Below are 21,381 nucleotides of genomic sequence, written 5' to 3' on the forward strand. Positions count from 1 at the left end.
GAGCGAGGGGCACGACATGGGCGAACACAACGACTTTCCGGGCTGGCACGGGACCACCATCGTCGGGGTGAAGCGCGGGGGCCGGGTCGTGATCGCGGGCGACGGTCAGGTCACGCAGGGCCAGGCCACCGTGATGAAGGGCAACGCCCGCAAGGTGCGTCGCCTGTCACCGGGCGGCCACGACGTCGTGGCGGGCTTCGCCGGATCGACGGCCGATGCCTTCACCCTGCTCGAGAAGCTGGAGGCGAAGCTGGAAGCGCATCCGGGCCAATTGCAGCGCGCCTGCGTGGAGCTGGCGAAGGATTGGCGCACGGACAAGTACCTGCAGAAGCTGGAGGCCATGCTGATCGTGACGGACGGCACCGAGCTTCTGGTCGTGACCGGCGCGGGCGACGTCCTGGCGCCCGAGCACGACGTGGCCGCCATCGGGTCGGGCGGAAACTACGCGCTGGCCGCCGCGCGCGGGCTGATGGCCACCGACCTGGATGCCGAAGCCGTGGCCCGTCGGGCCATGGCGATCGCCGCCGAGATCTGCGTCTATACGAACGGCACCCTGACGATGGAGGCGATCGGCGGATGATCGACCGCGACGACCTGCGTGCCGCCGTGGCCGCGGGCACGATCACGGAAGCGCAGGCCGCCCGCATCGTCGACCTGTCCGCCATGCGGCGCGACGCGCGCGTGGGCGCGTCCGGCGCGGACGAACCCTTCGCGCTGTTCCGTGGGTTCAACGAGATCTTCATCCTGGTGGGACTGGCGATCCTGGGCTTCGGCTGGCTGGGCTTCTGGGCGATCGCGGCGGGCACGTCGAACGGCTTCGGCGCGGTATGGACGATCGGCACGCTCTGCACTTTCGTGGTGGTCGGCCTGCTGTCGGAATACTTCGTACGCCGCCGCCGCATGGTGGCCCCCGCCATAGCACTGTCTATCGCCTGGACCGTCGCGGCCGGCTGGCTGTGGCTGGTGCAGCTCGAGTCCTTCACCATCCTCGGCGGCATCAGGCCGGGACGGGTCGCCCTGGTCGCCGCGCTGACGGGGGCGACGGTATTCGCGTACTGGCTGCGCTACCGCGTGCCCTTCGCGATGGCGCTGATCGCGCTCGCCGCCTTCGCCACGGTGCTGTTCTTGCTGTCCGCCGTCTCGGGCGAGACCATCGCGTCGGCCGAGGTCTTCCTGCTGTCGGGAACGGGACCCTTCGCGTGGGGCACCATCCTGCTGGGGATCGGCCTGTTCGCGATGGCGATGCGGTTCGACATGTCCGACCCCCACCGGATGACCCTGCGTTCGGCCAACGGCTTCTGGCTGCACGTCGTGGCCGCCCCCGCCATCGTGAACACCGTCGCCATCACCCTGCTGGCGGGGGGCGAGGGCGATCCGGCGGCGTGGCGCATGCTGGTCCTGTCGGCGTTCCTCGTGGCGATGGCGCTGATCGCGGTGATCATCGACCGGCGCTCCTCCCTCGTATCGAGCGCGGGCTACATCGTGGTGCTGGCAGGCATCGCGGGATCCGGCATCGGGGTCGTCACGTCCGTGCTGGCGATCGGTGTCGCCCTGTTGATCCTGGGCGCGCAGTGGGTCCGCATCCGCGCCGCCCTGCTGCGGCGGGTGGGGGGCTGGCTGCCTCTCGACCGCCTGCCCCCCGCCCATTTCACGGAATGACGGATCAGCCGCCCAGCTTGGCGACGCCCAAGGGCACGTTGTACTGTTCGCACCAGATCCAGACCTCGTTGTACTCGGAAGGATCGATGCCCGCGGGGATGGTGTAGCTGGACGCGCCCTGGGTGTTCTTCAGCAGGCCCATCAGCGTATTCGGGTCGTAGCCGTCGCGGCCCAGCGCGACCTTCGGGTCCGGCGCGCTGCCGAAGCGAAAGTCGTCAAGCAGGTTCACCTGGTTGCCCGCGACCTCCGCGGTGCCGCCGATGCCGTAGCGCGCGGCCCCGGTGAAGGTGCCCAGGCGCCCATGGCCTCCCGCCATGGCGGGTAAGGTGACGTGGGCGGCGGCCAAGGCCGTGCCGAGGGTGGACATGCGGGTCAGGAAGGTTCTGCGGTCCATCGGGTATCCTCCGAAGCGATGGTTGTGTCTTCCCGACGATGCGCCGCGACGATCCGTCTGGCTACCCGCCGCACGCCGATGTGACGGACGTTGCGTTTCCGTGAACGCCGCTTATCTGCGCCCCATGACCGACCTGACCCCCCGCGAGATCGTCTCCGAACTCGACCGCTTCGTCATCGGACAGGCCGACGCCAAGCGTGCCGTCGCCGTTGCCCTGCGCAATCGTTGGCGGCGCCAGCGGCTGGACGACGACCTGAAGGACGAGGTCTATCCCAAGAACATCCTGATGATCGGCCCGACCGGCGTCGGCAAGACCGAGATTTCGCGCCGGCTGGCCAAGTTGGCGCGCGCACCCTTCCTGAAGGTGGAGGCGACGAAGTTCACGGAGGTCGGCTATGTCGGTCGGGACGTCGAGCAGATCGTCCGCGATTTGGTCGAGGCCGCGATCACGATGGTCCGCGACCGCATGCGCGACGAGGTGAAGACGAAGGCCCACGACGCCGCCGAGGAGCGCGTGATCACGGCCCTGGCCGGACAGGATGCCCGCGACGGGACCCGCGAGGCGTTCCGCCGCAAGTTGCGGACGGGCGAGTTGGACGACAAGGTGATCGAGTTGGAGTTGCAGGACACGTCCAACCCCATGGGCATGGCGATCCCCGGTCAGCCCGGGATGGATCAGATGGCCAATCTGGGCGAGTTGTTCGGAAAGGCGTTCCAGCGCACCATCAAGCGCCGCATGACGGTCGCCGCCAGCTACGAGGCGCTGATCGACGAGGAGGCCGACAAGCTGCTGGACGACGAGACGGTGAAGCGCGAGGCCATCCGTGCGGTGGAGCAGGACGGCATCGTCTTCCTGGACGAGATCGACAAGGTCTGCGCCCGGTCCGATGCGCGGGGCGCGGATGTCAGCCGCGAGGGGGTGCAGCGCGATCTGCTTCCCCTGATCGAAGGCACCAGTGTCAGCACGAAGCACGGCACCGTCAAGACGGACCACATCCTGTTCATCGCATCGGGCGCGTTCCACGTCGCGAAGCCCAGCGACCTGCTGCCCGAGTTGCAGGGCCGCCTGCCGATCCGGGTCGAACTGCGGCCGCTGACCGAGGCCGACTTCGTCCGCATCCTGACGGAAACGGACAACGCCCTGACCCGCCAGTACGCCGCCTTGATGGGCACGGAGGACGTGTCCGTCACCTTCACCGAGGACGGCATCGCCGCCTTGGCCCGCGTGGCCGCGCAGGTGAACCAATCGGTCGAGAACATCGGGGCGCGGCGGCTCTATACCGTGTTGGAGCGGGTGTTCGAGGACCTGTCCTTCGATGCCCCCGACAAGGGCGGAGCGGAGGTGGTGGTGGACGCCGCCTTCGTGGACGGCCAGGTGGCGGAACTCGCGCAATCGGCGGACCTGTCCCGCTACGTCCTGTAAGGAAACGGAACGTCGACCCAGGCGGTTCCTCGGGCAGATCTTCAGGGTGACGGTTCTCCCCGCCTAGCGTCGCAGATAGACGTAGTACGCACCTTCCCCGCCGTGGCTGCGATGCGCCTGCGCGACCTGCAGGATCATCGGCGACAGGGGTGGCATCCGCAGCCATTGCGGGACCTGGTGCTTCAGCACGCCGAACCGCGTCGGGATGGGACCGTCGTCGGCGCGGCGCTTTCCCTTCCCCGTCACGACCAGCAGCAACCGCTTGCCCCGTGCACGGCAAGACTGCACGAAATCGATCAGTTCGGGGTGAGCCACCTCCAGCGTCATCCCGTGCAGGTCCAGCTTCGCCTCCGGGCGCAGCTTGCCCGCCTTCAGGCGATGGAACGCCTTGGCGTCCATCGTCACCGGCTGCGCGGCCAACCGTTGCGCGAGCGGGGCCATGACGTCGTGGGTGGACCGTGTGCCGCCTGCCGCCTGGGCGATGCGGAACCGTGGCACCGTCGCGGGTGCCGGGCGCGGGGCGGGCGCGGGCCGCGCGGGATCGGAGTCCGGATCGGGGCGCACGTCCCGCATGCCCCGGCCCAAGGGATCCGCCGTCTTACGATAGGCGTTCCACGCCGCGCGGTCCGCCTCCGACAGGCGCCTCATGGCCGCGCCAGGATCGTCATGCGCCCCCGCGCGTTCAACCGTCCGGCCCGGTCCCCCGCGGCATCGCCCGTTCCGCAGAACAGGTCGATCCGCCCCGGGCCGGTGATCGCGCTGCCGGTGTCCTGGGCCACGCAGATCCGGCGGATCGGATCGGGACCGTCGATCGACAACCACACCAGGGATCCCAGGGGCACATGAGCGGGATCGATGGCGATGCTGCGCAGGGACGTCAGCGGAACGCCCGCCGTGCCGATGGGGCCCAGCGCCGGATCGGTGTCCAGGAGGCGGAACATGACGTAGGATGGGTTGCGCCGCATGGTCGCGCGCCCGCCATCGGGCTGCGCCCGCAACCAACCTGCCACCGCCCGGGCCGTGATCGTGTCGGCATCCAGATGCCCCGCCTCGATCAACAGCCGGCCCAGTGAAACATAAGGGTGCCCGTTTCGACCGGCATAGCCGACGCGCAGGTCGCTGCCGTCCTCCAATGCTATGCGTCCCGATCCCTGCACCTGCAGGACGAAGCGGTCCACGGGATCCCGCAGCCAAAGCAATTCGCGCCCGGCCAGCAGGTCGCCGTCCTCGATGGCGGCGCGGGACGCCGTGATGCCGCCCGGGGGCACGGCGTGAATGGGAACGGGATAGGCGTCGGACCGACGACGGGCGCCCCGCAACTCGGGCTCGTAGTAGCCCGTCACATGGACGACGACCGTCCGTTCCGGCCGGATCCCGGGGGGAAGGCGATCGATCCAGGGGTCCGTTCCGTCCCAGCCGTCCAGGTCCGACGGAGCATGCACCGCGGTCGCGGCGCACATGTCATTCGCCCGTCGCGACGAGCTTCCAGTTGGGATCGTCGGCGCCCATCACGCGAGCGAAGGTCCACACGTCACGCTGCTTGCGGATCTCGTTGGGGTCGCCTTCGACGATCTCACCCTCCGCGTCGCGCACCACGGAGGTCAGCTCGCCGACGAAGCGCAGGGTGATCTGCGCGGTGTCGGTGGCGCGGTCGAACTCCGCATCCACGAGCGTCGTCTCGCGCACGCCGATGAAGCTGGCATCCACCTTCAGGCCCTGATCCTCACGGTCCGAGACGACGGACAGGAACGCCTCGTAGACGTCCTCATCGAGGAAGGGCTGCACGGGGGCCAGGTCCCCGTTCTCGAACGCCATCAGGATCATCTCGTACGCCCCGCGCGCGCCGCCCACGAACTCCGTCACGGAGAAGCCCGGCTCGGCCAGCTTCATCGCCGCCAGCGCCTTGGCCGCGGGGCTGCCGTCGTCGACGTGATCGGTGATGTCGCGATCGGGCCCGCCCTCGATCACCTCAAAGTCGCGGCGCACGGCGGGGCCACGCGGCGGCGTGCCCTCGACGGACGGGGGTTTCTCGAACCCCGTGCGGGTGCCCAGGACGTTCTTCAGCCGGATGATCAGGAACAGCGCGATCGCCGCCAGGACAAGAAGTTGTATCACTGTATCGTCCATCCCTGTCCGAAGGCCCCGCCTTGGTATCGCACGGAGGGCACATATGTAACCCGCCAGACGGGTCAAGGCGCCCGTCCAGTGCGGAGGTGCGGCCATGTGGCTGTTCGCGTTGTTCGTGGCAGTCCCCATCCTGGAGATTGCGCTGTTCATCCAGGTGGGCGGATGGCTGGGCCTGTGGCCGACGCTGCTCATCGTGGTGCTGACCGCGCTTGCCGGCACCTATCTGGTGCGGCGCCAGGGGTTGGCGCAGCTGCGGCGGATCCAGTCGTCCTTCAACACCCTGTCGGACCCGACGAAGCCACTGGCTCACGGAGCGATGATCCTCGCGTCCGGCCTGCTGCTGCTGACGCCCGGCTTCTTCACCGACGTCGTGGGCTTCGCGCTGCTGATCCCGGGGATCCGGGATGCGGTCATGCGATACGTCGCGGCGCGCGTGACGGTCGCGGCGTTCAGCGGACCGGGACGGCACGACCACCCGACGCGGCGACCGCCCGCGCGCGACGACGTGCTCGAAGGCGAGTATGCGGAAGTGCCGCGCGATGGCCGTCCGACCGGTCCGTCGGGTTGGACACGCGACCCGGACGGCCGGTGAACGGGGGTTAGCCCCCGTTGTGAGTGGGAGGCCGGTTTGATATCGCACGCCCGATTTCCATGACGGAGCGACCCATGGCCGACGATACAGACACGACGACCGCCCCCGCCGCCGCGCAGAACGGTCAGGCGAACGGCGCTCAGCCGCAGCAGCAGCAGCTTCCGCAGATGCAGGTGCTCGGACAGTTCATCCGCGACATGTCCTTCGAGAACGTCGCCGCCCAGAAGGGCCGAGCCGCCGAAGGCCAGCCCGAGATCGCGGTCCAGGTTGGGCTGGATGCCCGCAAGCGAGGGCAGGACGGCCAGTACGACGTGTCGATCAAGCTGAACGTCACGTCGAAGGCCAAGGAATCCGGCGACGTGATCTTCGGGATGGAGATCGACTATGCCGGTATCTTCGCGATCAAGAACGTGCCGGACAATCAGTTGCATCCCTATCTGCTGATCGAATGCCCGCGGATGCTGTTTCCGTTCCTGCGCCGGATCGTCCACGACGTGACCCGCGACGGCGGCTTCCCGCCGCTGAACCTCGAGCAGATCGACTTCGTGTCGCTGTACCGCAACGAGATCCAGCGCCGCGCCCAGGCCGAAGCCGCGGACGCCCCTAAGTCGTAACCTCATCGGACGTGGGGATTCCGGTTCGATCCGGGATCACGATGGAGACGATTCCGCCGGGCATCCCAACGCTGGTTCATGCCCCGGGCGCGTCCCGTTCGGGCCACTGCACCCATAGTGCCCCGTCCCCCATTCCCGCGACGAATGCATCGTGCGCTGACCGCTCCGCGTCGGTCAGGCGCGGCGTCAGGGGCGTCGGGCGGGGGCCGGGCCGCCAGTGGCCCGCATCGGCTATGGCGGTGCTGGTGCGCGTCGCGGCAAGCGTCAGGCTTGATTGCCGCCCGCCGATCAGTTCCAGGTAGACCTCCGCCAGGATCTCGGAGTCGAGCAACGCGCCGTGCTTCGTGCGCGATGCGTTGTCGACGCCGAACCTGCGGCACAACGCGTCGAGCGATGCGGGCGAGCCGGGGAACTTCGATCGCGCGATGGCCAACGTGTCCAGCGCCCGGTCGGAAGGCAGGCGCGGCAGGCCCATCCATTCCAGTTCCGCGTTGAGAAACTTCATGTCGAAGGCCGCATTGTGGATCACGAGGCGAGCGTCGCCGATGAAGTCGAGGAACGCCTGGCCGACCTCCTTGAAGACGGGGAAGTCCTTGAGGAAGTCGTCACCCAGTCCATGGACCTCGAAGGCGCCCGCTGGCATGGTCCGTTCGGGATTAACGTATTGGTGATAGGTCCGGCCCGTGGGAACGTAGTTCTCCAACTCGACGGCGCCGATCTCGACGATGCGGTCGCCCTCGTCCGGCTCGAAACCGGTCGTTTCCGTGTCCAGCACGATCTCGCGCATCAGGTCAGCTCCGCCATGATCCGGTCCACCATCGCACGCGCCGTCGCCGGCGTCGACGTGTCGATCACGTAATCCGCCCGCGCCCGCTTGTCCGCGTCCGGTATCTGCCGCGACAGGATCGCATCGAGTTCGGCGCCAGTCATGGTGCCCCGCGACAGGATGCGGTCCCGCTGCGTCGTGGCGTCGGTGGATACGACCGCGACGCGGTCTACCCGGGCATCCAGCCCCATCTCGAACAGCAGCGGGACGTCAAGGACGACCAGCGGATCGTCGCGGCCCATCAGGAAGGCCTCGCGGTCCCGCGCCACCAGCGGATGCACGATGGCGCTTACGCGGTCCAGCACTGCGGGATCGGCCGCAACGTGGGCTCGAAGAATCGACCGGTCCACGCCGCCGTCTGATGCGACGATGTCGGGGAAGGCCTCCACCAAGGGCGGGACCGCGGCTCCGCCGGGCCCATAGAGTGCGTGCACCACCGCATCGGCGTCCCAGACGGGCACGCCCCGGTCACGGAACATCCCGGCGGTCGTCGTCTTGCCCATGCCGATCGACCCCGTCAGTCCCAAACGGATCATTCAAGGACTGCGTCGCGCAGAGCACCGTCCACCCGCGGCTCGACCCCGAACCAGGCGCGGAAGCCCGGCACCGCCTGGTGCAACAGCATCCCCAAACCGTCCACCACCGGATTGCCCCGTGCGCGTGCGGCGGCCAACAGGTCGGTCTCGAGAGGGGTATAGACGATGTCCGTCACCACGGCATCGCCGGGCAGCTCGGACAGGTCGATGTCGAGGGACGGCTGCCCCACCATCCCGAGCGCGGTCGTGTTCACGAGGAGACCCAATCCCTGGAGGTCCGGCCCCCATTCGACGGCACGCGTTCCGGGGAACGCGTGGGCAAGCGCATCGGCGCGCGCGCGTGTCCGGTTGGCCACCCGGACGTCGCGAGCGCCCGCGCGGGACAGGGCATCGATCACGGCACGGGCGGCACCCCCCGCACCCAGGATCAGAACGGGTCGTGCGGGATCCCACCGGGCCCCCGCCGCCAGATTGGCGAGGAACCCGTATCCATCGGTGTTATCCGCGTGAATGACGCCATCGGCGAAGACCAGCGTATTGGCCGCGCCAATCCGCCGCGCGCGGTCGGTGGCGGTGTCGGCCAATGCCAGGGCCGCCTCCTTGTGGGGGATGGTGACGTTGCAACCCGCGAAGCCCAGCCCGGGCATCATGCGGAGGAGATCCGGCAGGACGACCGCCGTTACCCGCAACGGTACGTACGCCCCATCGATCCCGTGGTGTCGCAACCAGTGCCCATGCAGCGCGGGCGACCGGGAATGGCTGATCGGATCCCCCAGGACGGCGGCGAGGATCACGTGGCCACCACGCCGCGATCCGCGAGGAACCCGATCACCTGCAACAGCGGCAGCCCCAAGACGGCGAAGTAGTCGCCCTCGACCCGGTCGAACAGCCGCGCGCCCTCCGCCTCCAGCTGGTAGGCGCCGACGGCATGGCGGATCTCGTTCCAGTTCCGCTCGACGTAGTTGGCCACGTAGGCATCGGACAGCGGACGCATCGTCATCCGCACCTCCGCCACGTGACGCCAGACGGGGCGGCCGTCCTCCGCGATCACGGCCGCGGACAGCAGCCTGTGCTGCTTGCCCCGCAGCCCGTACAGTTGCGTTACCGCATCCGACCGATCGCGCGGCTTCGACAAGAGCACATGTCCATGGGTCAGGACCTGATCGCAACCCAGACACAGTCCAGGCACGGCCCCCTTGGTGGCCTTCATCTCGGCCAACGTATCCGCCACGTCGCGCGCGGAGGCGTCCTCCGCCGACAGGGAAAGCTTCACCGCCTCCTCGTCCAAACGAGCGGGACGAATCGTCACCGGGATTCCGGCGGCTTCGAGCAGGCGCGCGCGCGTCGCGGAGGCGGAAGCCAGCGTCAGCCTGTGGGAAAGCCCGGGGGAAACCCTGTCCATGACCCGCGGGATAGAACTGTGAACCGATTTCCGCAAACGATGCGTCCCCCGTCCTCCGCAGGCTGTCGCATGATTCCCGCACCGGAGTCGGACCTGTGGCAGCCCTGTGCGATGGTTGGGGATGAACGTCGGACCGTGTCGTCCGTCCCCAATCGTATGCGCGATCGACAGGACAGTGGAGACTGGGATGCCGGTCGCTTATCCCCGAAGTTCACACGAAGGTGCCCGTCTGAGCTTCCCGTCGTCGTGGACCTGGGGACGAACCGATCCATCCCCGTTCTTCCATACCCCTAAAACTGCTTCATCCCTTAGAATCCCTTCTTATATGGAGAGTTGACGGAGGCGTGCCGGACGCATAGCCACTGTTCCAAAGGCGGGGTCGTCCTGACCCGGATTGCCGACCTCACAATTTCCACCATGTCGCGGGCCGTACGATACGTGCCCGCCGGAGTGCGACCCATGCGTGACGACCACGATCCCACCCAGACGGATGCCCCCGAGGCGGCCGAGAAGCTCAACCTGCGTGACCTGAAGCTGACCAGTCCCAAGGACCTAGTCGACATGGCGGAAGGGTTGGAGATCGAGAACGCTTCCACCATGCGCAAGGGGGAACTAATGTTCTCCATCCTGCGCGAGCGTGCCGACGAAGGATGGGAGATCTCCGGTGAAGGGGTGCTGGAGGTCCTGCAGGACGGCTTCGGCTTTCTGCGCGCGCCGGAGGCGAACTATCTACCCGGTCCGGACGACATCTATGTCAGCCCGGACGTGATACGGCAGCACAGCCTGCGGACCGGCGACACGGTCGAGGGCGTGATACAGGCGCCCGACGACAACGAGCGCTACTTCGCCCTCACGAAGGTGGCCGTGATCAACTTCGAGGATCCGGAACGAGCACGACACAAGGTCAGCTTCGACAACCTGACGCCACTCTATCCCGACGAGCGGTTGAACATGGAGATCGAGGATCCGACGATAAGGGACCGCTCCGCTCGGATCATCGATCTCGTATCGCCGATCGGGAAGGGGCAGCGGTCGCTGATCGTCGCGCCGCCGCGGACTGGCAAGACGGTCCTGCTGCAGAACATCGCCAAATCGATCGAGACGAACCATCCCGAATGCTATCTGATGGTCCTGTTGATCGACGAGCGCCCCGAGGAGGTGACCGACATGCAGCGGTCCGTAAAGGGGGAGGTCATATCGTCTACCTTCGACGAACCCGCGACGCGCCACGTCGCCGTGAGCGAGATGGTGATCGAGAAGGCCAAACGCTTGGTCGAGCACAAGCGAGATGTTGTTATTCTTCTCGATTCGATCACAAGACTTGGTAGAGCATTCAATACGACCGTGCCGTCGTCGGGCAAGGTCCTGACCGGTGGCGTCGATGCGAATGCCTTGCAGCGCCCTAAGCGTTTCTTCGGCGCGGCGCGGAATATCGAGGAAGGGGGATCGCTGACGATCATCGCCACTGCCCTGATCGATACCGGCAGTCGCATGGACGAAGTCATCTTCGAGGAGTTCAAGGGCACGGGTAACTCCGAGATCGTGCTCGACCGGAAGGTCGCCGACAAGCGGGTCTTCCCGGCGATGGACATCCTGAAGTCGGGTACCCGGAAGGAGGAGCTGCTGGTCGATTCGAAGGACCTGCAGAAGACGTTCGTCCTGCGCCGGATCCTGAATCCGATGGGCACGACGGACGCGATCGAGTTCCTGATCTCGAAGCTGAAGCAGACGAAGACGAACTCCGACTTCTTCGACTCGATGAACTCCTGACTAGGCGATGGCCGATACGATCCATGCCGTCGCGACGGCACGGGGCCGTGCGGGCGTCGCGATCGTTCGGGTGTCCGGCCCGAATGCCGACGCGATCTGCGAAGCCGTTTGTCGTGGGCTGCCGAACCCTCGTGTCGCATCCCTCCGCTCCATCTGGTCCCCCGATGGCGGACTGATCGACCGAGGCTTGGTCCTCCGGTTCTCGGTGGATGCGAGCTTCACGGGTGAACCGGTGGTGGAGTTCCACGTTCATGGCGGGCCTGCCATCGTTGATGCCACCATGCGGGCGATCGAAGGGACAGGGTGGTCTCGGCAAGCCGATGCGGGCGAATTCACCCGACGGGCCTTTCAAAACGGTCGGATGGACCTGACACAGGTTCACGGCCTTGCCGATGCGATCGACGCCGAGACTGAGATGCAGCGCAAGGCCGCAGTTGCCCGCATGACCGGTGCGTCGGGGGACCGTATCCGAAACTGGCGGCGCGAGATGATCGAGATCGCCGCGCGTTACGAGGCGACGATCGATTTCGCCGATGAAGATCTACCACCCGACGTGTCGAAGGCGCTGGGTCGTCGGATTGCCGAGCTCGAACGGACCTTGAAGGCGGAACTGGGACGATCCGAAGGGGTACGGGCACTACGCCGAGGTTTCCGCATCGCCATCGTGGGCGGTCCGAACGTTGGAAAGTCGAGCCTGTTCAACACGTTGGTGGGGGAGGAGGCGGCGATCGTCGCAGACATTCCCGGTACGACCCGGGACGTAATCGAAGCCCGGATCGACATTCACGGCTTTCCCATCAGTCTGTTCGATACGGCCGGCATCCGTGAGACGACCGATCCGGTCGAGCGGATCGGTATAGATCGGGCCATCGAGTGCGGAGCTTTGGCCGATATCCGTATTGTCGTCGGGCCTCTTCCACGGTCGGCCGGGATCGATATCGGTAAGGAAGACATCAGGGTTCCTGCCCGCTCTGTGGACGATTCCGTCCTGCCGGAGGACAACGGACGATCTGTGGCCGATAGCATTGCTACTATCCTGCATGCTAGGACGAACGATGACAGCGCCATCTCTCGACGTTGGGAGCAGAAGGTGGTCCGAGATGCTATAGAGGCCCTAGGCCGCACTCGGCTTGCAACAGACGGTGAACTTGCGGCATATCATCTACGAACCGCGATGAACGCGTTGTCGAGCATCTTGGGCGAAGTGGGTGTCGAGGATCTACTCTTTGAAATATTCTCGAGTTTCTGCATCGGTAAGTAGGGATGTTTCACGTGAAACATGATTTCGATGTGATCGTCGTTGGGGCGGGACATGCTGGTGCCGAGGCAGCAGCTGCGGTTGCCCGGATGGGTCTGCGTGCAGGCCTAGTCACGATGGCGCGGTCTGATCTCGGCGTCATGTCTTGCAACCCGGCCTTCGGAGGTCTTGGGAAGGGCCATCTCGTTCGAGAAGTCGATGCATGTGATGGCCTGATCGGGCGGGGCGCGGATTTCTCCGGGATTCAGTTCCGGCTGTTGAACCGGCGGAAGGGTGCCGCTGTGCAAGGTCCCCGATGTCAATCGGATCGACGTCTGTTTGCACAGTGGATGGCTACCCATCTGCTCGATATGTCCAATCTCTCAGTCATCTTCGCTGAAGTCGTCGATCTGTTGATGGATAGCGATAGGATCGAGGGCGTCGTCCTTTCGAATGGCGAAACTATATCCGCTTCGAAAGTCATCCTTGCGACGGGAACGTTCCTGAATGGGCGTCTCCATGTAGGCAAGAGCATGACCGAGGGTGGACGCGCTGGAGATCGCTCCTCCACCTGGATGGGGGATCGACTTCGCGACCTGCTTCCGCAGATGGGTCGTTTGAAGACCGGGACGCCACCCCGCCTGCGTCGCAGCACGATCGCCTGGAACGTCCTGGAATCCCAGCCGAGCGATAGCTCGCCCGTCATGCTTTCGTTCGAGAACCATACGCCCTCGCAGCGTCTCATCGATTGCGCGATCACGCATACCAACGTCGCGACCCATGAGATCGTCCGAACGAACATCGGACAATCTGCGATGTATGGAGGGCACATCGAAGGTGTGGGACCGAGGTACTGTCCATCAATCGAAGACAAGGTGCTGCGCTTCGCCGACAAGGATTCCCATCAGATATTCCTCGAACCGGAGGGCCTCGAGAGCGACCTCGTCTATCCCAACGGCATCTCGACGTCCCTGCCTGCGGAAATACAGCTTGAGTACATACGAACTATAACCGGGCTGGAGAACTGTGAGATCGTTCAACCCGGATACGCAGTTGAATACGATTATATCGATCCGCGCCAACTTCGTTCGACTATGGAGGTTCGGGACGTCCGAGGCTTGTACTTGGCTGGTCAGGTAAACGGAACGACCGGGTACGAGGAAGCGGCGGCCCAGGGATTGGTCGCTGGAATGACGGCGGCTTGTGCCATCCTTGGACGGAATCCACGTCTTTTCGATCGTACCAATAGTTATATAGGGGTCATGCTAGACGACCTCACGACCCGGGGCGTGACGGAGCCGTACCGTATGTTCACGTCGAGGGCGGAACATCGTCTCCATCTCCGGTGTGACAACGCCGACCGTCGCCTTACTCCGATGGCCCGTGAGATCGGGTTGGTCGCCGACCGACGCTGGGACATTTTCGAACGAAAGCAGTCGACGATCACGAAGGTCGAATCCCTTGCGGAAAGTATGTCTCTGTCCGGCAGCGAACTCTCCGATCTCGGTATCGAAGTCGCGCCAGATGGAACACGCCGGAGCGGGCTCATCGCCCTTGGACTCGGTGTCCGGTCGATCGACGACGTCGCGGATCGTCTGGGCCTGGCGGGATACCCGCGTGAGATCGTTCAGACGGTTGCAAACGATGCATTCTATCGTCCGTATGAAGAACGGCAGCTACGAGAAAGGCAGCGATCAGAGCGGGATCATGACCTCGAGATACCTGCGAGTGTACAGTTCGCCGACATTCCAGGTCTATCGGTCGAACTGGTCGAAAGGTGTTCGCGAATCCGTCCGCGGACGATCGGACAACTCGGTTCGATGGAGGGGATCACACCGTCGACCATGATCGTCGTGTCTCGGTACGTGAGGGCTACATCGTCCGAAGAGGTGGCATGAGTGTTTCACGTGAAACATCTCGAGATTTGTCAGCCTATGTTGCGCTCATAACGAAATGGTCGTCGGCCATCAATCTCTTATCCAGGAACGATCGCGCGATCGTTTGGGAACGCCATATTGCTGATGCGATCCAACTCAGCGAAGTCGCTCCGGCAGGCGTCGACTGGATCGACCTCGGTAGCGGGGGCGGCTTCCCAGCGGTTCCGGTAGCGATCCACCGGAAAGGCTCAGACACGTGTCTGACTCTGGTGGAGGCTGATACGAGGAAGGCTGCGTTCCTCCGCACCGTTCGAAGGGAACTCGGCCTCGAATACGAAGTGATCAACGACCGCATCGAACATCTTCGCACCGAACGGTTCGAGGTCGTCACCGCCCGTGCCCTATCGTCCCTACATCGCCTTCTGGATCATCACTATGACCTAGTAGCAAATAACGGCCTCGGCCTCTATCCTAAAGGGCGTACGTGGCATAGGGAGGTGGAGGCAGCACGTCGGACATACGAATTCGATTTTCAGCCGATAACCAGTGTGGCAGGAGAGGGATCCATCATACTGAAAGTCGAGAACGTACGCAGGCGGGCGGATGCGGGCTGAAATCGTTAGCGTGGCGAATCAGAAGGGTGGTGTCGGAAAGACGACGACCGCCATCAATTTCGGGGCTGCCCTCGCTGCCCGTGGCCTGAAGGTACTGATCGTGGATCTGGACCCGCAGGGTAATGCCTCGACGGGACTTGGTATCGACAGGACGGCGCGGACCCAATCGGTCTACGATGTCCTTCTGGACGGTGCCCCGGTGGACGACGTCGCCCGCTCGACTGGTTTCGATGGTTTGGACATCATACCGGCGACAACGGATCTGAGTTCGGCGGACACCCAGTTGATCGCCAGCCCGCGACGGGTGACACACCTGAAATCTGCGCTGACGCGATCGAACCGCAAAGACGATGTCGTTCTGATCGATTGTCCGCCCGCATTGAACTTACTGACCATCAATGCCCTCGTCGCGTGTCGATCGGTCCTAGTCCCACTGCAGTCGGAGTTCTTCGCCTTGGAAGGGCTGTCGCAGCTGCTCCTCTCGATAAAGAACATCCGACAAACGGCGAACCCGGAACTTCGGCTCGGAGGGGTGGTCCTGACGATGTTCGATGCGCGGAACAACATATCGCGGCAGGTGGAAGCCGATGTCCGCGGAACGTTGGGTGACCTCGTCTTCCAAACGCGGATCCCGCGCAACGTCCGTTTGAGCGAAGCGCAAAGCTATGCGATGCCGATCCTCGCATTCGATCCATCGTCGCGGGGGGCCATCGCGTACAAGACGCTCGCTGGGGAGTTCTTGCGTCGTATTCAACCTACGCAGGAGGTTCAGCATGCCGGATGACACGAAACGTCGCGCTTTGGGTCGTGGTCTGTCGGCCCTCATGGCGGACCTGGAACCGGCCACCACCTCCGGGGACGGAATGCGCATCGTCCCGATCGATCTCATCCGTCGGAACGAGAAGCAACCGCGACGCACGTTCGATCCGGATCGCATGGAGGAGCTTGCGGGATCGATCCGCGACAAGGGCTTGCTGCAGCCCATCGTCGTGCGCCCAGATCCGAACCGTACCGACGGATATGAAATCGTGGCAGGGGAACGCCGTTGGCGGGCGGCGCAACAGGCGCGGCTGCACGACGTGCCGATCGTGGTCCGCGACATCGACGACCGCGAGATGCTGGAACTCGCGATCGTCGAAAACATCCAACGCGTGGACCTGGACCCGATCGACGAGGCTTGGGGCTTCCAACAACTGATCGACCGGTTCGATCACACGCAGGAGCAGATCTCGAAGGCGCTCGGGAAGAGCCGCAGTCACGTCGCCAACCAGCTGCGTCTTCTGAAACTGCCCGATGCCGTTCAGGGCATGCTGCGGGATGGAAAGCTATCCGCAGGCCACGCCCGCGCCCTTCTAACCGCCCCAGATTCCGTCGGACTGGCGCATCAGGTCGTTGCGAAGGGTCTGTCCGTGCGTGAAACGGAACGATTGGCTAAGACGGTGACCCGGGCAGATGGAAGCCAAGGCTCCGACATGGCGACCGCGGTCCCGAGCGGTTCGGATGCCGATACGATCGCCCTGCAGCAGGACATCGGTGCCGCCCTCGGGATGGTCGTCACGATCAAGCACGGTCGCGACGGCGGGGGGACCGTGTCGATACGGTACAAGTCTTTGGATCAGCTGGATAATTTATGCGAAGCCCTATCACAGGTCGGTTCGGACCTAGCCGCTAGATAGGCGATAATGCTGTCGCACAGGGCGCGGCCGCGTGCGGTCGGTCGCAGGACCGTCCCATGGCAACTGGCCAGCCCTTCTTCCATCAGCGTGTCGAGGGCATCGAGCCGGACGATCGATCCCAAACGGTTCAGTCGTGCCAGGTCCAGGCCCTTGCGCAGTCGCAAGGCGCCGATGAGGTATTCGTCGGCGTGAGCATCGCTTGGCAGGGTCGATTGCTCGATCAATCCGTGACCGTTGGCATCCACCGCCCCGAGCCAGGCCTCCGGCATCGATACGGCTCGGGTCGCCCGGCGCTCGGTTCCCCACGTCAAGCGTCCATGCGCGCCGGGTCCCACCCCGACCCAATCGCCGGCCCGCCAATAGGTCAGGTTGTGTCGGCATTCCCGTCCCGGCACGGCATGGTTGGACACCTCGTAGGACGGCATTCCGCACCGTTCCAGGATCTGATCGGTTGCGAGGTACAAGTCGGCCTGCACGTCGTCATCCGGCAATCCGGGCAGCCGGCCGGCATCGTGACGGCGGGCGAACACGGTCCCCGGCTCGATCGTCAACTGATAGACGGACAGATGATCCGGTTGCAGGGCTACGGCATCGCCCAGTTCGGAACGCCAGTCGTCCAGCGTTTGACCTTGCCGGGCATAGATCAGGTCGAAGGATGTCCGATCGAACACATCGCGGGCCAATTGAAGCGCCCGCAGGGCCTGCGCCACGTCGTGCGTGCGTCCCAGCGCGCGCAAGTCGCGGTTGCGCAAGGATTGCACTCCCAGCGACACGCGATTGACGCCGGCATCGCGGAACGCGTGGAAGCGTCCCGTCTCCACCGAGGTCGGATTGGCCTCCAGCGTGATCTCCAGGTCGTTGGCTGGCGTCCACAGACGCCGCGCCTCCGCTATGATGGCGGCCGCGATGTCCGGGGGCATGCGCGAAGGGGTGCCGCCCCCGAAGAAGATGGACCCCAGCCGTCGGTCCGGCAGGCAGGCCGCCTGATGGCGGAGGTCCGACAACAACGCATCGCGCCAGCGGGTCTCGTCCACATATCCCGTGACGTGACTGTTGAAGTCGCAATAAGGGCATTTCGCCTCGCAGAAGGGCCAGTGGACATAGAGGCCGAAGCCCGCTTCCTGCCAGTTCTCCGTCACCGCGGGCTATAGGCCGTGACCTCGATCTCGATCAAATCGGTCGGGTCGATCAGCTTCGCCTCGATCACCGTGGCGGCGGGCGGGTTGTCGCCGAACGCACGACGCAATGCGGGCCAGCACAGCTCGAACTGCGCGATATCGGTGACGTAGTACGTCGCGCGCACGACGTCGGTCAGTCCCGATCCGGCGTCCCGCAGGGCCATGTCGATCCGGGCCAGGGCGCTGTCGCATTGCGCCACGATACCGTCCGGTACCGGTTCCGACGCGACCGTTCCCGCGACGTAGACGGTGTCGCCCGCGCGCACGGCGCGGCAATAGCCGACCTTCGCCTCGAACGGGCCGCCGGAACGGTAACGCGTGATGCCGGTCATGGTCGATCCACCAACGCCGCCTTCAGCTCGGCCGTCGCCAATGCCCGATGGCTCAGGCCGTTCTTCTCGTCCGGCGTCATCTCGCCCAGCGTGCGGGCGTGGCCATCGGGCACGAAGATCGGATCGTAGCCGTGCCCTCGCGCGCCACGCATCGGCCAAACGACGCGACCCCGCAACGTGCCGTCGAACACAGCTTCCGTGCCATCGGGCCAAAGCAGCAGCAGGGTGCAGCGGAACTGCGCGCCGCGAGGTTCGGGCACGTTCCGATCCTCCAGCGCGTCCCAGGCCCGGCGCATCGCCAACGCGAAGTCGCGGCCAGCGGGCGTTTCGGCCCAATCGGCGGTATGGACGCCGGGCGCTCCGTCCAGGGCGTCGATCTCGATACCGGAATCGTCGGCCAGGACGGGCAGGCCGGTCGCCTGCATCGCGGACCGCGCCTTGATGCGCGCGTTGCCGACGAAGGTATCCTCCGTCTCCTCGGGTTCGGGCAGGCCAAGTTCGCCCGCGCCCTTCACGGAGACGCCCAGGGGGGCGAACAGAGCGCGGAACTCGTCCAGCTTGCCCGCATTGTGCGTGGCGATCAGCAGCGTGTCGCCTAGCGGCTTCACGACGTCGCAGCCTTCTGCGCGGCGACCAGTTCGGCCACGCCTTTGTCCGCCAGTTCCAGCAGAGCATCGAACTCGTCCCGCCGGAACGCCGAACCTTCGGCGGAGGCCTGGACCTCGATCATGCGGCCGCTCCCGGTCATCACGAAGTTGCCGTCCGTCCCGGCCTGGCTGTCCTCCGGATAGTCCAGGTCCAGCACCGGTTGGCCCGCATAGATCCCGCACGACACGGCTGCGACGTGGTCGAGGATCGGGTCGCTGGTGATCGCGCCCTTGTCCAGCAACGTGTTCAGCGCCAGCCGCAGCGCGACCCATCCACCGGTGATCGACGCGCAGCGCGTGCCCCCATCGGCCTGGAGGACGTCGCAGTCGATCGTGATCTGGCGTTCGCCCATCGCCTGTCTGTCGACGCCCGCACGCAGGCTGCGTCCGATCAGGCGCTGGATCTCCTGCGTGCGGCCGGACTGCTTGCCAGCCGCCGCCTCCCGCCGTCCACGGGTGTTGGTCGCACGGGGCAGCATGCCGTATTCCGCCGTGACCCAGCCCTGTCCGCCCCCGCGCAGGAAGGGTGGGACGCGATCCTCCACCGATGCGGTGCACAGGACATGCGTGTCGCCGCAGCGGATCAGGCAGGACCCTTCGGCATGACGACTGAACCCGGTCTCGATCTGGATGTCCCTCATCTGGTCCAGCGCGCGTCCCGACGGTCTCATATCAACGTTCTCCGGTAAGGTCCGCCCTCCAATGGCGCGCGCATCCGCGACGCGCAAGCGATTGACGCGGGGCGGACGGCCCCATAGATCCCGTCCGCCCATGAGACACGACCCTTCCGATAACGCCCGCGTCCTGGCCGAGATGACGGACCGCTCGCGCGAGGTATTCCGCCGCGTGGTCGAGGGGTATCTGGGCAATGGGGAACCGGTGGGCAGCCGAACCCTGTCGCGCGAAATGACGGACAAGGTGTCAGCGGCCACCATCCGCAACGCCATGCAGGACCTGGAACTGATGGGTCTGTTGCAGGCCCCGCATGTCAGCGCCGGCCGCGTGCCCACGCAGGCCGGCTTGCGCATGTTCGTGGACGGCCTGCTGGAAGCGCAGTTGGGCGACGACGACCGCGAGCGGATTGAAGCCAGCATGGGTGCGACCGATGCCGATGTCTCCGCCGTGCTCGATCGGGTAGGGGAGGCGCTGTCGGGCATCACGCATGGGGCGTCCCTGGTGCTGGCACCCAAGCACGAAGCCCCCATCAAGCATATCGAGTTCGTGCAACTGGCCCCCGACCGGGCCCTCGTGGTCCTGGTCTTCGCCGACGGGCACGTTGAGAACCGCGTCTTCGTCCCGCCGCCCGGCCAGACGCCGTCTGCGATGCGCGAGGCCGCGAACCTCCTGAACGCGATGATCGAGGGGCGGACCCTGTCGGATCTGCGCACCACGGTACAGGCCGACATCCAAGCCCGACGGCGCGAGATCGACACCCTGGCCCACGCCCTGATCGAGAAGGGCCTGGCCGCTTGGCAGGACGAAGGGGAACGGACCGAGCGTCTGATCGTGCGCGGCCGGTCCAACCTCCTGGACGGGGGCGCCGCGCCGGAGGAGCTGGACCGGATCCGCACCCTGTTCGACGACCTGGAGCGCAAGCGCGACATCAGCGACTTCCTGGCCCTGACCGAGCAGGGGGAGGGCGTGCGCATCTTCATCGGGTCGGAGAACACCCTGTTCTCACTTTCCGGTTCAAGTCTGGTCGTGTCGCCTTATATGAACGCCGACCGACGAATCGTGGGTGCCGTGGGGGTGATCGGGCCGACGCGGCTGAATTACGGGCGCATCGTGCCCATCGTGGACTATACCGCACAATTGGTGGGTCGGATGTTGTCCGGCCCCGGAACGACGAGGTAAGCAATGGGCGAGCCCAAGGAACAGCCGTTTCTCGACGACCCCGAGGACGAGGCGATGGAGTTCGACCTCGACGCCGCCATGGAGGAGGAGCCGGACGCCGAGGACGATGCCCCGTCCCCCGCCGTGGAGGCCATCGTGGCCGAGCGCGACGAGCTGCGGGATCGCTTGATGCGGTCCCTCGCGGAGGCGGAGAACGTGCGCAAGCGTGCCGCCCGCGACCGTGTGGAGGCCGAGCAGTACGGCGGATCGAAGCTCGCCCGCGACCTGCTGCCGGTCTACGACAACCTGAAGCGTGCCCTGGACGCGGTGAGCGAGGGGCAGGACGCGATTGCCGAGGGGATCCAATTGACGCTGAAGGAGCTGGCGTCGGTGTTCGAGAAGCACGGGGTCAAGATCGTCTCGCCGGCGGAAGGCGACCGCTTCGATCCCCAGATGCACCAAGCCATGTTCGAAGCGCCCCTCCCTGGCACGAAGGCCGGCGACGTGATCCAGGTCATGTCGGAGGGCTTCGTGCTGCACGACCGCCTGCTGCGCCCCGCGCAGGTCGGCGTCAGCAGCACGCCGGCGAGTTAGGACGTCGTCATCCCCGGGCTCGACCCGGGGATCTTTTGCACCCGGCACAG

General features: G+C 65.6%; 25 protein-coding genes. 13 read left to right on the top strand and 12 right to left on the bottom strand.

Features of this window, described 5'->3' with window-relative positions:
* Nucleotides 1-16 precede the first annotated feature (16 nt).
* Nucleotides 17-580, top strand: coding sequence for an ATP-dependent protease subunit HslV (hslV, locus tag P0084_RS07840; RefSeq protein WP_308916262.1), 564 nt, complete (start codon nucleotides 17-19; stop codon nucleotides 578-580).
* Nucleotides 577-1,659 carry a hypothetical protein gene (locus P0084_RS07845; RefSeq protein WP_308916263.1) on the top strand — a complete coding sequence of 361 codons (1,083 nt, stop codon included), beginning with the start codon at nucleotides 577-579 and terminating at the stop codon, nucleotides 1,657-1,659. Before hslV ends, P0084_RS07845 begins: the two co-directional genes overlap by 4 nt.
* A gap of 4 nt (nucleotides 1,660-1,663) precedes the next feature.
* Here the strand turns inward: P0084_RS07845 and P0084_RS07850 are convergent, their stop codons facing one another.
* Complete coding sequence (locus tag P0084_RS07850) at nucleotides 1,664-2,053, bottom strand: DM13 domain-containing protein (RefSeq protein ID WP_308916264.1); 390 nt, start codon at nucleotides 2,051-2,053, stop codon at nucleotides 1,664-1,666.
* A 124-nt stretch (nucleotides 2,054-2,177) separates the two neighbouring features.
* On the opposite strand from P0084_RS07850, the gene hslU reads away from it, so the two are divergent.
* The gene (hslU, locus tag P0084_RS07855; RefSeq protein ID WP_308916265.1) at nucleotides 2,178-3,476 is read left to right on the top strand and encodes an ATP-dependent protease ATPase subunit HslU; all 1,299 of its coding nucleotides are present in this window, start codon (nucleotides 2,178-2,180) and stop codon (nucleotides 3,474-3,476) included.
* 63 nt (nucleotides 3,477-3,539) lie between these two features.
* Here hslU and P0084_RS07860 read toward each other — a convergent pair whose 3' ends face one another.
* The 3 genes from P0084_RS07860 to P0084_RS07870 are packed head-to-tail and all read right to left on the bottom strand — an operon-like array spanning nucleotide 3,540 to nucleotide 5,603.
* Nucleotides 3,540-4,124, bottom strand: coding sequence for a Smr/MutS family protein (locus P0084_RS07860; protein ID WP_308916266.1), 585 nt, complete (start codon nucleotides 4,122-4,124; stop codon nucleotides 3,540-3,542).
* A complete protein-coding gene (locus tag P0084_RS07865; protein WP_308916267.1) occupies nucleotides 4,121-4,936 on the bottom strand; it encodes an MltA domain-containing protein in 816 nt (271 codons plus the stop codon). The genes P0084_RS07860 and P0084_RS07865 overlap by 4 nt, the downstream gene beginning before the upstream one ends.
* Before the next feature lies 1 nt (nucleotide 4,937).
* Entirely contained in the window at nucleotides 4,938-5,603 is a 666-nt protein-coding gene (locus P0084_RS07870) for a Tim44/TimA family putative adaptor protein (RefSeq protein WP_308916268.1), read from the bottom strand.
* A gap of 94 nt (nucleotides 5,604-5,697) precedes the next feature.
* Here P0084_RS07870 and P0084_RS07875 point away from each other — a divergent pair, with 94 nt between their 5' ends.
* Entirely contained in the window at nucleotides 5,698-6,195 is a 498-nt protein-coding gene (locus P0084_RS07875; RefSeq protein ID WP_308916269.1) for an FxsA family protein, read from the top strand.
* A 74-nt stretch (nucleotides 6,196-6,269) separates the two neighbouring features.
* Complete coding sequence (gene secB / locus P0084_RS07880) at nucleotides 6,270-6,809, top strand: protein-export chaperone SecB (RefSeq protein ID WP_308916270.1); 540 nt, start codon at nucleotides 6,270-6,272, stop codon at nucleotides 6,807-6,809.
* Between the two features lie 76 nt (nucleotides 6,810-6,885).
* On the opposite strand, the gene dnaQ is transcribed toward secB, so the two are convergent.
* The 4 genes from dnaQ to P0084_RS07900 are packed head-to-tail and all read right to left on the bottom strand — an operon-like array spanning nucleotide 6,886 to nucleotide 9,573.
* Nucleotides 6,886-7,596 carry a DNA polymerase III subunit epsilon gene (gene dnaQ / locus P0084_RS07885; protein WP_308916271.1) on the bottom strand — a complete coding sequence of 237 codons (711 nt, stop codon included), beginning with the start codon at nucleotides 7,594-7,596 and terminating at the stop codon, nucleotides 6,886-6,888.
* On the bottom strand, nucleotides 7,596-8,171 hold the full coding sequence (coaE, locus tag P0084_RS07890; RefSeq protein WP_308916272.1) for a dephospho-CoA kinase: 576 nt from the start codon (nucleotides 8,169-8,171) through the stop codon (nucleotides 7,596-7,598). Before coaE ends, dnaQ begins: the two co-directional genes overlap by 1 nt.
* Nucleotides 8,168-8,965, bottom strand: coding sequence for a shikimate dehydrogenase (locus P0084_RS07895; protein ID WP_308916273.1), 798 nt, complete (start codon nucleotides 8,963-8,965; stop codon nucleotides 8,168-8,170). The genes coaE and P0084_RS07895 overlap by 4 nt, the downstream gene beginning before the upstream one ends.
* Nucleotides 8,962-9,573, bottom strand: coding sequence for a Maf family protein (locus tag P0084_RS07900; RefSeq protein WP_308916274.1), 612 nt, complete (start codon nucleotides 9,571-9,573; stop codon nucleotides 8,962-8,964). The genes P0084_RS07895 and P0084_RS07900 overlap by 4 nt, the downstream gene beginning before the upstream one ends.
* A gap of 459 nt (nucleotides 9,574-10,032) precedes the next feature.
* Here P0084_RS07900 and rho point away from each other — a divergent pair, with 459 nt between their 5' ends.
* Genes rho through P0084_RS07930 form a run of 6 tightly spaced genes read left to right on the top strand, consistent with a single transcriptional unit; the run spans nucleotide 10,033 to nucleotide 16,747 of the window.
* Nucleotides 10,033-11,343 (top strand): transcription termination factor Rho, encoded by a 1,311-nt coding sequence (gene rho / locus P0084_RS07905; protein ID WP_308916275.1) that lies wholly within the window; start codon nucleotides 10,033-10,035, stop codon nucleotides 11,341-11,343.
* A 7-nt stretch (nucleotides 11,344-11,350) separates the two neighbouring features.
* Nucleotides 11,351-12,604, top strand: coding sequence for a tRNA uridine-5-carboxymethylaminomethyl(34) synthesis GTPase MnmE (gene mnmE, locus P0084_RS07910; RefSeq protein WP_308916276.1), 1,254 nt, complete (start codon nucleotides 11,351-11,353; stop codon nucleotides 12,602-12,604).
* An 11-nt stretch (nucleotides 12,605-12,615) separates the two neighbouring features.
* The gene (gene mnmG, locus P0084_RS07915) at nucleotides 12,616-14,478 is read left to right on the top strand and encodes a tRNA uridine-5-carboxymethylaminomethyl(34) synthesis enzyme MnmG (protein WP_308916277.1); all 1,863 of its coding nucleotides are present in this window, start codon (nucleotides 12,616-12,618) and stop codon (nucleotides 14,476-14,478) included.
* Nucleotides 14,475-15,071 carry a 16S rRNA (guanine(527)-N(7))-methyltransferase RsmG gene (rsmG, locus tag P0084_RS07920; RefSeq protein WP_308916278.1) on the top strand — a complete coding sequence of 199 codons (597 nt, stop codon included), beginning with the start codon at nucleotides 14,475-14,477 and terminating at the stop codon, nucleotides 15,069-15,071. The genes mnmG and rsmG overlap by 4 nt, the downstream gene beginning before the upstream one ends.
* Nucleotides 15,061-15,855, top strand: a complete 795-nt coding sequence (locus P0084_RS07925; protein WP_308916279.1) for a ParA family protein — start codon at nucleotides 15,061-15,063, stop codon at nucleotides 15,853-15,855. The genes rsmG and P0084_RS07925 overlap by 11 nt, the downstream gene beginning before the upstream one ends.
* Nucleotides 15,845-16,747: a ParB/RepB/Spo0J family partition protein gene (locus P0084_RS07930; RefSeq protein ID WP_308916280.1), complete on the top strand. Its 903-nt coding sequence runs from the start codon at nucleotides 15,845-15,847 to the stop codon at nucleotides 16,745-16,747. The genes P0084_RS07925 and P0084_RS07930 overlap by 11 nt, the downstream gene beginning before the upstream one ends.
* On the opposite strand, the gene hemW is transcribed toward P0084_RS07930, so the two are convergent.
* The 4 genes from hemW to rph are packed head-to-tail and all read right to left on the bottom strand — an operon-like array spanning nucleotide 16,687 to nucleotide 19,575.
* Nucleotides 16,687-17,886, bottom strand: a complete 1,200-nt coding sequence (gene hemW, locus P0084_RS07935) for a radical SAM family heme chaperone HemW (RefSeq protein ID WP_308916281.1) — start codon at nucleotides 17,884-17,886, stop codon at nucleotides 16,687-16,689. The two genes, P0084_RS07930 and hemW, sit on opposite strands and share 61 nt — an antisense overlap.
* On the bottom strand, nucleotides 17,883-18,257 hold the full coding sequence (locus P0084_RS07940; RefSeq protein WP_308916282.1) for a RidA family protein: 375 nt from the start codon (nucleotides 18,255-18,257) through the stop codon (nucleotides 17,883-17,885). The genes hemW and P0084_RS07940 overlap by 4 nt, the downstream gene beginning before the upstream one ends.
* Complete coding sequence (locus P0084_RS07945; protein WP_308916283.1) at nucleotides 18,254-18,865, bottom strand: non-canonical purine NTP pyrophosphatase; 612 nt, start codon at nucleotides 18,863-18,865, stop codon at nucleotides 18,254-18,256. Before P0084_RS07945 ends, P0084_RS07940 begins: the two co-directional genes overlap by 4 nt.
* The gene (rph, locus tag P0084_RS07950) at nucleotides 18,862-19,575 is read right to left on the bottom strand and encodes a ribonuclease PH (protein ID WP_308916284.1); all 714 of its coding nucleotides are present in this window, start codon (nucleotides 19,573-19,575) and stop codon (nucleotides 18,862-18,864) included. The genes P0084_RS07945 and rph overlap by 4 nt, the downstream gene beginning before the upstream one ends.
* A 100-nt stretch (nucleotides 19,576-19,675) precedes the next feature.
* Here rph and hrcA point away from each other — a divergent pair, with 100 nt between their 5' ends.
* Complete coding sequence (hrcA, locus tag P0084_RS07955; protein ID WP_308916285.1) at nucleotides 19,676-20,758, top strand: heat-inducible transcriptional repressor HrcA; 1,083 nt, start codon at nucleotides 19,676-19,678, stop codon at nucleotides 20,756-20,758.
* 3 nt (nucleotides 20,759-20,761) lie between these two features.
* On the top strand, nucleotides 20,762-21,331 hold the full coding sequence (locus P0084_RS07960; protein WP_308916286.1) for a nucleotide exchange factor GrpE: 570 nt from the start codon (nucleotides 20,762-20,764) through the stop codon (nucleotides 21,329-21,331).
* The last annotated feature ends 50 nt before the right edge of the window (nucleotides 21,332-21,381 follow it).

The sequence above is a fragment of the Jannaschia maritima genome (genome assembly GCF_030973515.1).
Lineage (GTDB): Bacteria > Pseudomonadota > Alphaproteobacteria > Rhodobacterales > Rhodobacteraceae > Jannaschia > Jannaschia maritima.